Source organism: Ensifer sp. ENS03 (genome assembly GCF_014852035.1).
Lineage (GTDB): Bacteria > Pseudomonadota > Alphaproteobacteria > Rhizobiales > Rhizobiaceae > Ensifer > Ensifer adhaerens.
On sequence record NZ_JACVAV010000001.1, the window covers coordinates 158264 to 173139 of the forward strand.

At 63.7% G+C, this 14876-nt stretch carries 16 protein-coding genes; 7 read left to right on the forward strand and 9 right to left on the reverse strand.

All coding sequences use genetic code 11. The features are described from left to right. Window position 1: 1 nt before the first annotated feature. The 3 genes from IB263_RS00800 to IB263_RS00810 all read right to left on the reverse strand — a co-directional run bounded on the left by IB263_RS00800 (window position 2) and on the right by IB263_RS00810 (window position 3706). A complete protein-coding gene (locus tag IB263_RS00800) occupies window positions 2-2008 on the reverse strand; it encodes an adenylate/guanylate cyclase domain-containing protein (RefSeq protein ID WP_112976968.1) in 2007 nt (668 codons plus the stop codon). A gap of 148 nt (window positions 2009-2156) precedes the next feature. Next, entirely contained in the window at window positions 2157-3185 is a 1029-nt protein-coding gene (locus IB263_RS00805; protein ID WP_029742398.1) for a hydroxyacid dehydrogenase, read from the reverse strand. Window positions 3186-3394: 209 nt separating this feature from the next. Continuing rightward, complete coding sequence (locus IB263_RS00810) at window positions 3395-3706, reverse strand: hypothetical protein (RefSeq protein WP_029742399.1); 312 nt, start codon at window positions 3704-3706, stop codon at window positions 3395-3397. Between the two features lie 107 nt (window positions 3707-3813). Between IB263_RS00810 and IB263_RS00815 the strand changes: the two genes are divergently transcribed. Next, window positions 3814-4440 (forward strand): ribonuclease D, encoded by a 627-nt coding sequence (locus IB263_RS00815; RefSeq protein WP_029742400.1) that lies wholly within the window; start codon window positions 3814-3816, stop codon window positions 4438-4440. Window positions 4441-4454: 14 nt separating this feature from the next. Here the strand turns inward: IB263_RS00815 and IB263_RS00820 are convergent, their stop codons facing one another. Beyond that, window positions 4455-4799, reverse strand: a complete 345-nt coding sequence (locus IB263_RS00820) for a YqaA family protein (protein ID WP_082566375.1) — start codon at window positions 4797-4799, stop codon at window positions 4455-4457. Window positions 4800-4882: 83 nt separating this feature from the next. Continuing rightward, window positions 4883-5164, reverse strand: coding sequence for a SelT/SelW/SelH family protein (locus IB263_RS00825; RefSeq protein ID WP_029742402.1), 282 nt, complete (start codon window positions 5162-5164; stop codon window positions 4883-4885). Window positions 5165-5379: 215 nt separating this feature from the next. Here IB263_RS00825 and IB263_RS00830 point away from each other — a divergent pair, with 215 nt between their 5' ends. After that, the gene (locus IB263_RS00830) at window positions 5380-5835 is read left to right on the forward strand and encodes a DoxX family protein (RefSeq protein ID WP_029742404.1); all 456 of its coding nucleotides are present in this window, start codon (window positions 5380-5382) and stop codon (window positions 5833-5835) included. A gap of 95 nt (window positions 5836-5930) precedes the next feature. Here IB263_RS00830 and rnk read toward each other — a convergent pair whose 3' ends face one another. Continuing rightward, the gene (gene rnk, locus IB263_RS00835) at window positions 5931-6335 is read right to left on the reverse strand and encodes a nucleoside diphosphate kinase regulator (RefSeq protein ID WP_029742406.1); all 405 of its coding nucleotides are present in this window, start codon (window positions 6333-6335) and stop codon (window positions 5931-5933) included. A gap of 354 nt (window positions 6336-6689) precedes the next feature. On the opposite strand from rnk, the gene IB263_RS00840 reads away from it, so the two are divergent. Genes IB263_RS00840 through IB263_RS00855 form a run of 4 tightly spaced genes read left to right on the forward strand, consistent with a single transcriptional unit; the run spans window position 6690 to window position 9019 of the window. Further along, entirely contained in the window at window positions 6690-7445 is a 756-nt protein-coding gene (locus IB263_RS00840) for a type 1 glutamine amidotransferase (protein ID WP_029742407.1), read from the forward strand. Beyond that, window positions 7442-7921 (forward strand): GFA family protein, encoded by a 480-nt coding sequence (locus IB263_RS00845; RefSeq protein WP_029742408.1) that lies wholly within the window; start codon window positions 7442-7444, stop codon window positions 7919-7921. Before IB263_RS00840 ends, IB263_RS00845 begins: the two co-directional genes overlap by 4 nt. After that, window positions 7918-8481, forward strand: coding sequence for a sugar O-acetyltransferase (locus tag IB263_RS00850; protein WP_029742409.1), 564 nt, complete (start codon window positions 7918-7920; stop codon window positions 8479-8481). Before IB263_RS00845 ends, IB263_RS00850 begins: the two co-directional genes overlap by 4 nt. Before the next feature lie 25 nt (window positions 8482-8506). Beyond that, a complete protein-coding gene (locus tag IB263_RS00855) occupies window positions 8507-9019 on the forward strand; it encodes a GNAT family N-acetyltransferase (protein ID WP_029742410.1) in 513 nt (170 codons plus the stop codon). A 191-nt stretch (window positions 9020-9210) separates the two neighbouring features. Here IB263_RS00855 and IB263_RS00860 read toward each other — a convergent pair whose 3' ends face one another. Further along, on the reverse strand, window positions 9211-9825 hold the full coding sequence (locus IB263_RS00860; RefSeq protein WP_029742411.1) for a TetR/AcrR family transcriptional regulator: 615 nt from the start codon (window positions 9823-9825) through the stop codon (window positions 9211-9213). A gap of 130 nt (window positions 9826-9955) precedes the next feature. Between IB263_RS00860 and IB263_RS00865 the strand changes: the two genes are divergently transcribed. After that, window positions 9956-11422 carry an MFS transporter gene (locus IB263_RS00865; RefSeq protein ID WP_029742413.1) on the forward strand — a complete coding sequence of 489 codons (1467 nt, stop codon included), beginning with the start codon at window positions 9956-9958 and terminating at the stop codon, window positions 11420-11422. A gap of 150 nt (window positions 11423-11572) precedes the next feature. Here IB263_RS00865 and lepA read toward each other — a convergent pair whose 3' ends face one another. Further along, window positions 11573-13399 carry a translation elongation factor 4 gene (lepA, locus tag IB263_RS00870; RefSeq protein WP_370689543.1) on the reverse strand — a complete coding sequence of 609 codons (1827 nt, stop codon included), beginning with the start codon at window positions 13397-13399 and terminating at the stop codon, window positions 11573-11575. A gap of 70 nt (window positions 13400-13469) precedes the next feature. Further along, on the reverse strand, window positions 13470-14711 hold the full coding sequence (locus IB263_RS00875; RefSeq protein ID WP_029742415.1) for an MFS transporter: 1242 nt from the start codon (window positions 14709-14711) through the stop codon (window positions 13470-13472). Window positions 14712-14876 lie beyond the last annotated feature (165 nt).

The window sequence follows — 14876 nt, forward strand, 5'->3', positions numbered from 1 at the left end:
TCTATTCGCGGCTTTCGGAGCCGGCCGACAAATTGTCGTGTGTCTTCGGGCCGTCATCGAGGGCTTCCGGCTCTTTCGGCTCCGCGCCCAGCACTTCGTAAATCTCCAGGGCCGAGGCTCGGCCCTTGGCCTGCGCTGTGCCGAGCGGCCGGAAGCGGATCGTGCCACCCGTATGGGCAACGACCGCGCCGCTCGCCATGATCATCGTGCCGTAGTTCTTGTTCATGCCCTCGAGGCGCGAGGCGACGTTCACCGTGTCGCCCATGGCGGTATATTGCAGCCGCTCCTTGGCGCCGACATTGCCGACGACGGCGGTGCCGGTGTGAATGCCGAAGCGTGTGCGGAACTCCGGCAGTCCTTTCTTGCGCTGTGCTTCGTTGAAGATGCTGAGGCGCTGCTGGACCGCGAGCGCGCACCGACAGGCATTCTCGGCGTGTTTGTCGTCCGGTGCCGGGGCGTTCCACATGGCAAAGACCGAATCGCCGAGGAACTGGATGATCGTGCCGTCGTGCTCGCCGACCGTCTCGCTGAAGATATCGAAATACTCCGACAGCATCGCCACCACCTCCTCGGGCGAATGCCGTTCGCTGAGCGTGGTGAAATCGTAGATGTCGGTGAAGAGCGCGGTGACTTCCTGACGCCAGGCGGAGCGGCCGCTGAAATGGCCGGATTCGATGCCCTTGCGCACCAGTTCCTTCGGCACATAGAGCGCAAAGGTGAAGATTGCATCGCGGGCCCGGTTCATGGCGCCGCCGAGGGTCGAGATTTCGCTGACATGCGAGGAAACATCGATCGGGGTGGTGAAGTCGAGGTCCTGCAGCCGGTTGGCGCTGGCGGTCAGCTGGTTGAGCCCCTTGGTAATCAGATGCGCCAGCACCAGCGAGGCGAGTACCGCCAAGGCTACCACGGCCCCGGAAATCGCCAGCCCCTGAACGAGCGTCTTGTTGGCGTCCGCCATCAATTCGTCGAGCGGTGCGGCCACCACGGCGCGGTTGCCGGAGAGAAGCAGCGCGGATTCGAGCGGCGTTACCATGACAAGGTAGGTGCGGTCCCCGACCTGGACGAAGTCGGCCTTGCCGGGCGCTGGTGGATGTTGGCGGATGCTCTGGATCAGCGGGTCGCTGTCGGCCTGCACGATCGGGGCGTCCTTGTCCTTGGCAGCCATGATGCGTCGCATCATCACCCGGTCGGAATGGATGATCGGCCGGCCGACGGCATCGAGGATGAAGGACACCGAACCAGCAGTCAGCCGTTCGCGGGCGAGGAAGTCGGTGATCGTATCGAGCACGACATCGGCGCCGATGACGATCTGCGGATTGCCGCGATGCGCCTGCGAGATGGTCATGCCCAGTGTTTCGGTGGTGGCGCTTTCATAAGGGCCGGTCGAGACCGCGGCCTTGCCGTTGACGGCCGCGCGATACCAGGGCCGCGTGCGCGGGTCGAAGCTCGATGGCGGTAGCCGCCGTTCGGAGAATTGCGTGCCGTCCTTGTCGACGAAGAGAACGCGCTGGAGCGGCTTGCCGTTTGAGTCCCTTTCCATCGAGCGCACCGCAATGGCGGCGCCACGGGGCGCGTCGAGCGCCATGCGCCAGGCAACCTGCTTGAGGTCGACGACCTGAAAGAAGGCGCCGTTGGGATAGCCGACATAGACCCCATCGATGTGCGGCGAGCGGGTGATGCCTTCACGAAGCACCGCCACCTTGTCGTTCATGCGTTCAGGCGGGGGCACGAGGAAGGAATTGGCGACGGAGGAGACGAGATTGACGAGGGCGGAAGTGTCGCCCGAGAGCACGCCCAGCCGGTCGACAAGGCGGTTCATGAAGCCGCGCATGTTGGCCTCGGCATCAGCGATCGCGGCGTTGCGCGAGCGATGGTAGTCGAGCCCGACAAGCGTCGCGGAAACGACGATCAGCATGGCGACCATGACGAGGCTGAACAGCGATCGCAGCGAACTGTTCCAGCCATCGCGTGCTTTGCCTTGTCGAGCGCCGGGCGCCGTGTCTACCATCGCGTTTCTCTGATCCGTAACGATGCCTCGGCGACGACCTTAACGTGCAAGGTTGATCGCATGTGCAAGAAAAGTTAAATGCGAATCCCATAAAACACGTTAATCGGCGGGATGCACGATCCCGCCGAGATCCGCAGCGAAAAATGTCTCAGTTCACCGTTACCGGCTTCGAGCGCATGCGCGCGACGGTTTCGCGCTCGGCACGCTTGCAGCGCATCGGTGGCAGGCCGCGATCCATCAGGTCCATGTCTTCGAGCACCATGTCGCCCATTTTCTTGAAGGCGCTGTCGAGCGCGCCGGCGCGGTGCGCCGAACGCAGGAAGCCCGGCAGGCGGCGAACGGGATGGTCGAGGGGCAGGGGTTCCTCCGGAAAGACGTCGCTCGCCGCCACGATATGGCCGCTTGCGACCGCGGCCATCAGCGCCTCGAAATCGACGACGCCGGCGCGACTGAGGAGAATGAAGGCAGCACCCGGACGCATGCGGGCAAACGCCTTCTCGCCAAGGAAGCCTTCGTTCTCGCTGGTAACGGAAGCAACGACGAAGACGAAGTCGCTTTCGCCCAGCACGGTCTCGAGCGATGCCGGTTCAACGCCATTGTCCCGCAGGATCGAGGCCGGCATCCAGGGGTCGAAGACGCGGATTTTCGCCCGGAAGCCGGAGAGCACGCGGTTCAGGGCCTTGCCGAGATCGCCGAAGCCGATGATGCCGATCTCGGAGCCGGAAAGCAGGCGCGCCGAACGGTTGCCATCGCCACCCCAGAGTTCGCGGCCTTCACGGAAGGAAAGGTCGGCGTCGACGACGCCGCGGGCGATGTTGAGCGCCATGGCGAGGCCGAGTTCCGCCACCGGCTCGGCAAAGACCTGCCCGGTGGTCACCACATGGATGCCGCGCTCGAACAGCACCTCATAGGGCATGTTGTTGATCAGGTTGCTTTCGACGTTGAGGATCGCCTTCAGCTGGCTCATGCGCCTGAGGGTGGCGTGGTCGAGCGGGGGCTGGCCGATGATGTAGTGGGCGTTGCCGAGCACGTCGTCGCCAAGGCCGGCGATATCCTCCGGGTCCGCTTCGACGATGCGGTAGCGGCGATGCAGGTCCTTGAGGGTTTCCGGTGTGAAGATGAGATCGAGCGTGCGTGGTGCGGGTGCACTGATGGCAAGCGGCCGGTTGTCGGGCATGGTTCCTCCCACTGCAGGTTTCCTTTGATCGGGTCGATCGAAGGATAAAAACATGCAGCACCTCAAAGCGCTACCGTGACCTTTGCGCGGCGCTGAGACGGAGGACGCCCATGCTCTGGCCGTGAGGCTAGGAACAGTTCCGCCGCTTGCCAAGCGGCGTGGCGGTCCCGATGCTGTCTTCGCACGAGGATTGCTTGTCGTGTTTTTGCTTAGTAGCCGAGACCACGCTTCTGCCGATAGAGCGAAGGCGGCAGGTCGCTGCCCTGGAAGACCGGCCCGTCGCCACGGCGGCAGTTGTAGATCGTGTCGTAGATGGGGCCGCCGCGGGCCGACGATTCGAACGGATAGTTTCGGTCGACAAAGGTCTGCTCGCATACGGTTTGGTCGCCACCACCATTCAACGGATCCATCTGGCGCACGCCCGGCAGGTCCCGATAGGTCTGCGCCGGTGCCGGCATGGCCGTCAGCCCGATCGCCAGCGCGAGCGTGGAGAGAGCGAGGGCGGGTTGAAAAGACGTCATCGTCAGGACTTTCAAAGGGCAGCCGGCGGGCGGAACGTGACAACGGTATCGCCGACGCCAAACTTGCGCTATAGGCCACACCACTTCGTTTGATCTGGGGATTTTCGATGGCGAATGCAATACGGTTCCATGAAGGCGATATCTCCGCAGCCGACGCCGACCGTTATCGAGGCGCAATCGCGATCGACACGGAAACGCTCGGCCTCATCCCCCGCCGTGATCGCCTTTGCGTGGTGCAGCTGTCTCCGGGCGACGGTACGGCCGACGTGATCCGCATCGCAGCCGGCCAGAAGCAAGCGCCGAACCTCGTCGCCATGCTTGCCGATCCGGCCCGTCAGAAGATCTTCCATTTCGGCCGCTTCGATATTGCCGTCCTCTTCCATACCTTCGGGGTGACGACGACGCCGGTCTTCTGCACCAAGATCGCCTCGCGGCTGACCCGCACTTACACCGATCGCCACGGCCTCAAGGACAACCTCAAGGAAATGCTCGACGTCGACATTTCCAAGCAGCAGCAGTCGTCCGACTGGGCAGCAGAGACCCTGTCGCAGGCGCAGCTCGAATATGCCGCCTCCGACGTGCTGCACCTGCATGCGCTGCGCGACAAGCTGACGGCGCGCCTCATCCGCGACGGTCGCATCGAGCATGCCGAAGCCTGCTTCGCCTTCCTGCCGACGCGCTCCAAGCTTGACCTGCTTGGCTGGGACGAGACGGATATCTTCGCGCACAGCTGAGTTGCGCGGGGCTGTTATGGCGTCAGGTAAAGGACGACCGCATAACGTGCGGCCTTGCCGATGGTGACGAACAGCAGGAACAGCGGCAGCTTCATGCGCAGCAATCCGGCGACCAGCGTCAGTGGGTCGCCGATGACCGGCAGCCAGGAAAGAAGCAGCACCGGCTGGCCGTAGCGGGCAAAGAGCGCCTCTGCCTTTTGCCGATTGGTGGGCGAAACCGGAAACCACCGGCGCCCCTCGAAGCGGATCAGAAAACGCCCGAGCGCAAAATTGACGACGGCGCCGAGCACGTTGCCTGATGTCGCGGCGATGAAGAGGGCAGGGCGGCTCGTTTCGCCGTGCAGGGCGGCGGCCACGATCGCAGCTTCCGACATGCCGAAAAGCAACGTCGCCGACAGGAAGGCCGCGGAAAAGACGCCGGCAAGAATTCCGAAATCCAGGATCAGCTCCTGTCCGTATGACCGAGATCGCGCTCCGGCTCGATGATGTCGCGGATGCGCTGCTTCAGTTCCTTCGGCCCGGGGAAACCGCCGTCCCGCTTGCGCTCCCAGATGAGCGCGTCATCGACGCGGATCTCGAAATTGCCGCCGGTGCCGGGAATGAGCGCCACTTCGCCGAGCGACTGCCCGAACGTCTGCAGCAGTTCCTGCGCCATCCAGCCGGCGCGAAGCAGCCAGTTGCACTGGGTGCAGTAAAGGATGGTGATGCGCGGCTTCTGGTCCATCGGGTGTCTCGGATGTGCTTCGGGCGGCGACCATAGCGGTCGCCTCAGTTGGAAACAACTGCGTTCCGGGGGCTCATGCTCACGCTGCGCTCACACGATTGTCAACCAATTTAGTCATGTTTTTATCGGCGGATAGCTTGCTTTGCGCGGTCGTCGCGGCGAGACAATGCGGCATTGCACAAATTGTCGCACCCAACCGCCGGAGAGGCCCCTTAATGACCGACGTCACCGTTTCCAGTTCCCGCCCGCGCGCCATCCTGCCGGCGCTGGAAAAGATCTATCTGCCGCTCAATACATCCGCCGAAACGCTGTTGCGTGTGCTCGCCGGCGCTCTGCTTGCGGTTCACGGTTTTGGCAAGATCACCAATCCCTTCGGCGCGATCGGCATGGTCGAGGGCCTCGGCTTCTATCCCGGCGTCTTCTGGTCGCCGCTGCTCGCCGCGACCGAATTCTTCGGCGGCATTTTGATCGCGATCGGTTTGTTGACGCGCCCGGCTGCCTTTGCCGGCATGATCGTTCTGCTCGTCACCGTCTACTTCCATGGCATCGTGCAGGGTGAGGGCCTCTTCGGCGCAGAGAAGTCGATCCTCTGGGCAGCGATCCTGTTCTTCTTCGCCATCCGCGGCGCCAACAGCCAGTCTGTCGACGCCAAGCTCGGCAAGCAGTTCTGATCGAATGAACGACGCTTAGAAAAACGGGGAGGCGGTGAAAACCGGCCTCCCCGTTTTCGTCTTGCAGCTGGTGAGGCTTTCGCCGTCGCGACCTCTCAGGCGCTTTCCTTCGCCGTCACGCTGCGAATGGTCATCCGGTGGACCTTGCCCGACCGGTCCTGCCAGTCGATCGACTGGCCGACGGAGAGCCCGATCAGCGCCGCGCCGACAGGGGTCAGCACAGAGATGCGGCCGGCCTCGATATCGGCCTCGCCGGGATAGACGAGCGTCACCTGCTTGGCAAAACCATTGTCCGCCTCGAAGGCGACGGTGGAGCCCATCTGCACGCTGTCGGCGGGCAGCGCGTCGGGCGCGCCGACCCGGGCGCGGTCGAGTTCAAAGAGCAGTGCCTCGGCCACATCAGGCACGCGCTCGAGCGCGGAGGAGGCGAGCGCCGTCAGCCGCTTGTGGTCTTCGGCATTGATGATGATCGGGGGAAGTTTCTTGCGGGTTGCCGCCATGATGGGACCTGACACGTTCAATCGAAGCGCACGACAGGGCGCAATCGAATAGGTTTTCTGGAGATTAGGCGCTCGTTCAGCCGCGCTCGGAAATTTCTTCTGCCGACGCGAAAGGCTCCCCTGACCCGGAGAGCGCAAGCGTCCGGGCTGGGGTCAGGTTCCTGCGATCGGGCACACCCGGAAGCAGCAATGAGAAGAAATCGTCGGCATCATCATGCCCCAAGGGTCGGAAAGTTCGCTCACGAAGTCAAGGCCCGCATGAACCCGTCCGCATCATCGCATCGCTATGCGACCTCTTGAACAGTGGCCGCGCTCGTGGTCAATCTCCACGGTCGATGCGAAGGGAATGCGATGATGCGGGTGCTGGTGGTTGAAAACATGGCGAAGACCGAGCTCGGCCAAGTCGGCACGGCGCTTCGCGAGGCAAAGGCCGAGATCGAGATCCGCCGCGCCTATCTCGGCGAGGCCGTTCCTGAAACACCGGAAGGATACGACGCACTGGTGGTGCTTGGCGGCGAGCAGAGCGCGCTCGACGATGCCGCCTATCCCTATCTGCCTGATCTTGCCGCGCTGATGCGCCGCTTCGGTGACAGCGGCCGTTCCGTGCTCGGCATCTGCCTCGGCAGCCAGCTTCTCGCCCGCGCCTATGGGGGCCGGAACCTGCTGGGCGAGGCCAAGGAGTTCGGTTGGTGCGAGGTGCAGGTGCGCGGCGAAGGCGCCGAGGACCCGGTCCTTTCCAGCGTCGGTGAGAGCTTCCCGATCTTCCAGTGGCACGGAGATACTTTCACGCTGCCCGAGGGGGCTGTCCATCTCGCCGAAAACGCCGTCACCCGACATCAGGCCTTCCGCGTCGGCCGCGCCGCCTACGGCACCCAATTCCACTTCGAGGCCGACACACACCTGGTCGAAGACTGGAACCGCGCTTTCCCGGACACCATCAAGCGGCTCGATCCGACCTGGCTTGCCCGCTATCGCGAACACGCCGCGCGCCACGGCCGCCAGGCGGATGCCGCGGGCCTGTCTCTTGCTCGCGCCTGGGTCGCGACGATCGTTCGCCATCAGGGCGGCGCGGTGAATGAGGGACCGGCGTTGGAGGAGGTTACCGGATGAGCGAGGCACTAAACGGCGGCTGCTTCTGCGGCCGGATCCGCTATCGGCTGAAGGCGGCGCCGATGTTCGTCAACTGCTGCCATTGCAGCGATTGCCAGCGCCAGGTCGGTAGCGCCTTCGTCGTCAACGGCGTGATCGAGCGCGACAACATCGAACTCATTGAGGGCGAGCCGGTCGTCGTGACGCTTCCGACGGACAGCGGCCGTCCGCATGATGTCTACCGCTGTGCCGAATGCCAGACGGCCCTCTGGAGCGACTACGGCCGGCGCGGCTGGCTTTCCTTCGTCCGGATCGCAAGCCTTGACCGCCCGTCGGACTTCCCGCCGGATGCGCATATCTTCACCCGCTCCAAGGTTGCTTGGCTGTCGCTCGAGGGCGGCGCACCGGCTTTCGAGATTTATTACGACATGAAGACGATGTGGCCGCCGGAAAGCCTGGCACGGCGCGAAGCCGCGGAAGCGAAAGCAAAAGCGTGACAGCCAGCGAACGCGACAAGATGGCAGCCGGAGAATGGTACACCTGCCTCGTCGACGAACTCGAGGCGCTTCGGATGACGGCACGCAATGCTGTCCATCAGCACAACGCCATGGCGCCGACCGAGCGTGGAAACATGGCGCCGGCGCTGCGGGTGCTGTTCGGTGCGGTCGCTGACGACGTCTTCATCGAGGCGCCATTCCATTGCTCCTACGGCATCAACATCCACCTTGGCGCCCGCGTCTATCTCAATGCCGGCTGCACGATCCTCGACAGCGGCCGCGTGGCGATCGGGGCGGGAACGATGCTGGGGCCGAACGTGCAGATCTATTGCGCCGAGCACCACAGGGATGCCGTGCTTCGCGGCCAAGGCCTCGAAGTCGCCAAGCCGGTGACGATTGGTGCCGATGTCTGGATCGGCGGCGGCGCGATCATTCTCGGCGGTGTCACGATCGGGGATGGCGCGATCGTCGGTGCGGGCTCGGTGGTGACGAAGGACGTGGCGGCCGGCGCCGTGGTCGCCGGCAACCCGGCGCGGCCGCTCCGCCGCGCGTCGATGTAAGACGATTGGAGAAGGACAATTTTCGATGACGAATGAGATGAAGACGATCCACGTGCGCCCGGCGCGGCCAGAAGATGCACCTGTGTTGTGCGCTTTCCTCAACGAGATCATCGCGATCGGTGGCACCACGGCCCATCAGACGCCGTTCACGCCTGAGAGCTTCGTGGCGCACTATCTCGCCGGCCCGGGCTTCGTCAGCTGCTTCGTCGCCGAGGACGATGCGGGTGAGCCTTGCGCCTTCCAGGCGCTGGACCGCTGGGACGGCATACCGCAGGATTGGGCCGACATCGGCACGTTCTCGCGCCCCGACAACAAGGTGCCCGGCGCCGGCACGGCGCTCTTTAAGGCCACCTGCGACTTCGCCCGCTCGATTGGCCTGAAAGCCCTCAACGCCACCATCCGTGCGGACAATGTCAGCGGGCTCACCTATTACGGCAAGATGGGTTTCGTCGACTACAAGGTCGACAAGGCGGTGCCGCTGAAGGACGGGCAGTTGGTGGATCGCATTTCGAAGCGGTACGTGCTTGAGGACGGATGAGGCGAGCACTGCCGCTCTGGCAGCGCCACCCTCCCGGTCTTCATCCCCGGGCCCGAAGTTCAGTCCGGGGAGGCAGCTGACATCATAGGCTGGATCGGTCTTGCGGAGATCGGCCCCACGCCTTGGCGAGAGGCGTCGGCGATAAAAGAGCGCCGACGCTCGCAAAGGGCATCTCTTGAAAGCGTGCCGCTCTAACGGCAGCTTCTGTTCACCATGGCAATGATCGTCTCGTAAAGCTCGTCCTGAGCCTCGTCGGCGGTGATTTCGCTCGTCGCTGCAGCGTGGGACAAGCCATCGGCTGCGCCGAGCATTGCCCAGAAACCGGCCTGTGCGATGCCCCTCTGCCCGATGAACGGGCCCAGCACCTTTCGGCACTTTTCGATATAGACCAGCTGATAGTCCCGTTTGATGGCCGCAAGCTCGGGCGAGCCGGCGAGGGCCGCCAGCACGCCGGGCATCTCGCGACCCTGCGTGAGCACGCAGTCGACATAGGAGGCGGCAATCGTCCTGACTGTCGCTTCCAGCGTTGGGTCGCTCGCGGCAATGGCAGCGTCCATCACCACCGTCTGGCGCAAATCAAAATCCTGGTAGAGCGCGGCGAGCAGTCCGTTGCGTGTTCCGAAATGATCATAGACGACCGGCTTGGCGACGGCCGCTTCCTCGGCCAGGCGCGGCAGCGTCAGCACATCGGTCCCTTCCTCGCGAACGAGCCTCCAGGCGACGTCCAGCAGCTGGCGTAGCCGCTGCTCGCGGGTGAGGCGAACGCGTTTGGCGGTGACCGTGTCTCTTTCCATGGTGCTTGACATAACTATATACCAAAAGTAACTTACCTTAAGTATATAGAAGATATCTCCCAACCGCAACCATCCGCCTGCCTGACGGGCGGCGGCCGAAGCGGCATGCCGACGCGTGCCGTTTGCAAAGGATTCGTGCCCAATGACTGACGTCTCACTCCCTCACTCCCAAGGCCGAAGCGCATGGCTCGGCCTCATCGCCGTGCTGCCACTGGTCCTCATCGTGGCCATGGATGGCTCCATCCTCTATCTCGCCATGCCGCGCGTGACCTCGGCTCTCTTGCCCACCGCCGACCAGGCGCTCTGGATCCTCGATATCTACGGTTTCGTCGTCGGTTCGCTGCTGATTGCCTTCGGCAATATCGGCGATCGCTACGGGCGGTTGAAGCTGATCATGATCGGCGCGGGGATCTTCGGTGCAGGATCGCTCGGTGCGGCCTATGCGCAGTCGCCCATGGCGTTGATTGCTTCCCGGGCGCTCATGGGGCTCGGCGGCGCGACATTGCTGCCCTCGGGGCTGGCAATCGTCAGCGCGCTGTTTCCGGATCCGCGACTGCGGGCGCAGGCGATCGGCATCTTCGCCGCCACCTTTGCAGCCGGCTTCGCCATCGGTCCGGTTATCGGCGGCATCCTGTTGCAGCGGCTCGAGTGGGGCGTGGTGTTCCTGATCAACGTTCCCGTCGTGCTCGGCTTCCTGGTCGCCGCACCCATTCTGCTTCGCGAGGTGCGCTCCACGCCCTATGGCCGCATTGACCTGCCAAGCCTTGTCCTGTCCTTTGCCGGTATCCTGCTCACCACCTATTCGCTGAAGACCGCGGCCGCCTACGGCTTCACACCGCTGCAGACGCTTGCCGGGATCGTCGGCGTCCTCGCCATCGCGTTGTTTCTTCGCAGGCAAACGCGGATCGCCTATCCGCTGCTCGACCTCGGCCTGTTCCGGGACCGCATCTTTTCCATCGCCATTCTCACCGGCCTCCTGCCGCTGGTCGTCTGGTCCGCCGTCGGTTACCTCTCGGGCATCTATCTGCAATCGGTCCTGGGCTTCGATGTTTTTACCGCAGCAGTTTTGACCTTGCCCGGCGCCGTCGTGCTGATGGCGACCTGCGTCGGGACGGCGCGCATCGTCGATGCGGTCGGGCGCAAGACGGCACTTGTCGCGACGCATTTCCTGATTGCAGCCGGCCTCTTTCTGCTGCTCTTCACGGGCACCGAGGCGGGCGTGGCAGCCCTCATCGCCTCGACGGTGGTTGCGGGCATCGGCTACGGCCTCTCCTTCAGCCTCGTCGCCGAGATCGCCGTGTCGGCCGTGCCTGCCGAACGCGCCGGTGCCGCGGGCTCGATCGCCGAGACCAGCAACGAACTCGGAAATGCGCTCGGTATCACGCTTCTGGGTTCACTGGCGGCACTCAGCTTCCGGCTGCTCGGCCCCGGCGTGGCCGGCACGCTGAACGAAACCCTCGATCAGCCGGGCCTTGCTTCTGAAACGGTGCTGCAGGCCAAGGAAGCCTTCCTCACCGGTCTTCACATCGCGACCGGCATCGGCGCCCTGTCGCTGCTCGCATTGGGCATCATCGCCTGGCTCTGGCTGCCGAAGAAGCTGCCGGAGTAACCGTCGTGAGAGGTCACTGTGAGACGCCGTGCGGGAAACCACGCCTGCGTGCGACCAATCCTGCTGCTCCAGCATCGCCTCACCTTCACAAACCAAAAAGGGCGACCCGAGGGCCGCCCTTTCAAACGTTGAAACATGCGGCGCTGCCGCTTACTCGTCGCCCATCTTGAGGGCGGCGATGAAGGCTTCCTGCGGGATCTCGACCTTGCCGAACTGGCGCATGCGCTTCTTGCCGGCCTTCTGCTTTTCGAGCAGCTTGCGCTTGCGGGTGGCGTCGCCGCCGTAGCACTTGGCGGTCACGTCCTTGCGCAGCGCCGAGATGGTTTCGCGGGCAATGACGTTGCCGCCGATCGCCGCTTGGATCGGGATCTTGAACATGTGCTTCGGGATCAGCTCCTTGAGCTTTTCGCACATTTCGCGGCCGCGCTTTTCGGCTGCCATCCGGTGCACCATCATCGACAGCGCATCGACCGGCTCGCCGTTGACGAGGATCGACATCTTCACAAGGTTGCCTTCCTTGTGCTCGGTGATCTGGTAGTCGAACGAGGCATAACCCTTGGAGATCGACTTCAGGCGGTCGTAGAAATCGAACACGACTTCGTTGAGCGGCAGGTCGTAGGTCAGCATCGCGCGGGTGCCGACATAGGTCAGCTCGATCTGGATGCCGCGGCGGTCCTGACAGAGTTTGAGGATGCCGCCGAGATAGTCGTCGGGCGTCAGGATCGTCGCGCGGATCCACGGCTCGTGGATTTCTGCGATCTTGACGACGTCGGGCATATCGGCCGGGTTGTGCAACTCGCGTTCCGAGCCGTCCGTCATGAACAGCTTGTAGACGACCGACGGGGCCGTCGCGATCAGGTCGAGGTCGAACTCGCGCTCGAGACGCTCCTGGATGATTTCGAGGTGCAGCAGACCGAGGAAGCCGCAACGGAAGCCGAAGCCGAGTGCTGCCGAGGATTCCATCTCGAACGAGAACGAGGCGTCGTTGAGGCGCAGCTTGCCCATCGCCGAGCGCAGGTCCTCGAAGTCGGCAGCATCGACCGGGAACAGGCCGCAGAAGACCACCGGCTGTGCCGGCTTGAAGCCCGGCAGCGCGGTTGCGGTCGGGCGCTTGTCCTCGGTGATAGTATCGCCGACGCGGGTGTCGGCCACTTCCTTGATCGAGGCGGTGATGAAACCGATCTCGCCGGGGCCGAGCGCATCCATCGCAACCATCTTCGGGGTCAGCACGCCGACACGTTCGATCGTGTACTTGGCGTCGGTGCCCATCATGCGGATGGTCATGCCCTTCTTGAGCGTGCCGTCGATGATGCGCACGAGAACCATGACGCCGAGATAGGTGTCGTACCAGCTGTCGACGAGCAGCGCCTTCAAGGGCGCCGCATCGCCGCCGTCGCTCTTCGGCGCCGGCAGCTTGGTGACGATGGCTTCGAGGACATCAGGAATACCGAGGCCGGTCTTCGCCGAGATCAGCACCGCGTCCGAAGCGTCGATGCCGATCACTTCCTCGATCTGCTCCTTGATGCGGTCCGGTTCGGCCGCCGGCAGGTCGATCTTGTTGAGCACGGTGACGAGCTCGTGGTTGTTGTCGATCGCCTGGTAGACGTTGGCGAGCGTCTGGGCTTCCACGCCCTGCGACGCGTCGACGACAAGCAGCGAGCCTTCGCAGGCCGAAAGCGAGCGCGAGACTTCGTAGGCGAAGTCGACGTGGCCGGGGGTGTCGATCAGGTTCAGCACATAGGTTTCGCCATCATTGGCCTTGTAGTGCAGGCGCACCGTCTGGGCCTTGATGGTGATGCCGCGCTCACGCTCGATATCCATGCTGTCGAGCACCTGCTCGGACATCTCGCGCTCGGCGAGGCCACCGGTGGACTGGATCAGCCGGTCAGCAAGCGTCGACTTGCCGTGGTCGATGTGGGCCACGATCGAGAAGTTGCGGATATGCGAAAGGGGCGTCTTCGAAGATGTTGTGCTCATGGGCCGCATATAGCAGTGCCTTCAACCGGCGCAAAGCGGGAAATGAAGGCTTCGTTCACTATAAATCGGCCTATTCGGCCCCCGCTTCCGCATCGACGAGCGCACCGGCATTAGGCACCTGCGCGCTCCTGATCTCGAAGCTCTCGCGCTCGGCCGCCGGCACCTCATCACGTTTGCGCAACCTGAGCAGCACGAAGAAGGCATAAAGCGCGGCAACGGCCATCGCCGCATAGATGAACGTGCGCTGCCCGAACACCGGTGTCAGCAGCGTCACCAGCATCGGCACGACGGTCGCAGCAATCGACCAGGCGACCAGCATGGTGCTGGCAAGCGGCACGAAATCGGCGGGATCCGTGCGGTCGTTGGCATGCGCATTGGCGATCGAATAGACGGTCTCGACTGCGCCGGCAAAGAGCGCGAAGACCAGCATCAGAAGGAGCAGATTGCTGAACGACGCCGAAAGCGCGAAGAAGCCGGCAGCAAGGATCAATAGGCACGTGCCGATCAACACCAGGCGCCGGTCGATCCGGTCCGACAATGTTCCCATCGGATACTGGATGGCGATGAGGCCGAATTGCATGACGAACATCAGATTGGCGACGTCGCTCTGACTGACATTGTTGGCGGCCGCATAGATCGGTGTGAAGCCCTGCACCACCATCGAAAGGCCGCCGGCGGCAAGCACGCCGATGAAGGCGACGGGGGAATTGCGCCAGACCATCGGGATGTCGATGCTCACTTTGGCCGGCGGCGGTGGCGTCGGCAGCCGCGTCAGCCCGATCGGCAAGAGCGCGAGCGCTGTGAAGAAGATGGTGACGAGCGGCGGCAGGTTGCCGTCGGCCGGGATCTGTCCGAACAGCCAGGCGCCGGTGCCGAGCCCGATGACATAGGCCATGTAGAACAGCGCCATCGCCTTGCCGCGCCAGTGGTTTTCGCTCGCATGGTTGAGCCAGCTTTGGGCGATGATGAAATTGGTGTTGCCGGACGCGCCATAAAGCCCGCGGGCCAGTACCCACAAGAGCGGATGCATGCCGAGCGCGATCGTCAGCGCCGAGAGGATGACGAGCGCCATCGAGCAGGAGAAGGCGCGCGCATGGCCGACACGACGGATCATCGGTCCGGCGATGACGCAGCCGATCAGCCCGCCGAAGGCGATCATCGTGACCGCAGCACCCGGCACCCAGTCCGGCGCGTCCGAGCGCGTCAGCGCGAAGGGCACATAGGCGAGCATCATGCCGTTGCCGATCGCCACCGCCGTCATCGAGGCGACGATACTGGCGATCGAGGTCAGCGAGGAGGGCTGCTTTGTCATGTCCAACCTGTCGATGAGGCCGCCCGTGCGGGTGCGCTGGCGCGATGGATGAGGGCTGTCTAAAGTATTGAAGTGAAAGCTTTTCTCGTTTCTGTGCCCGAAGCTGCCACCTTAGCCGAAATACCCTTGTTGCGCTGTCGCCAAAGCGGCATCGCATGCCTGTAT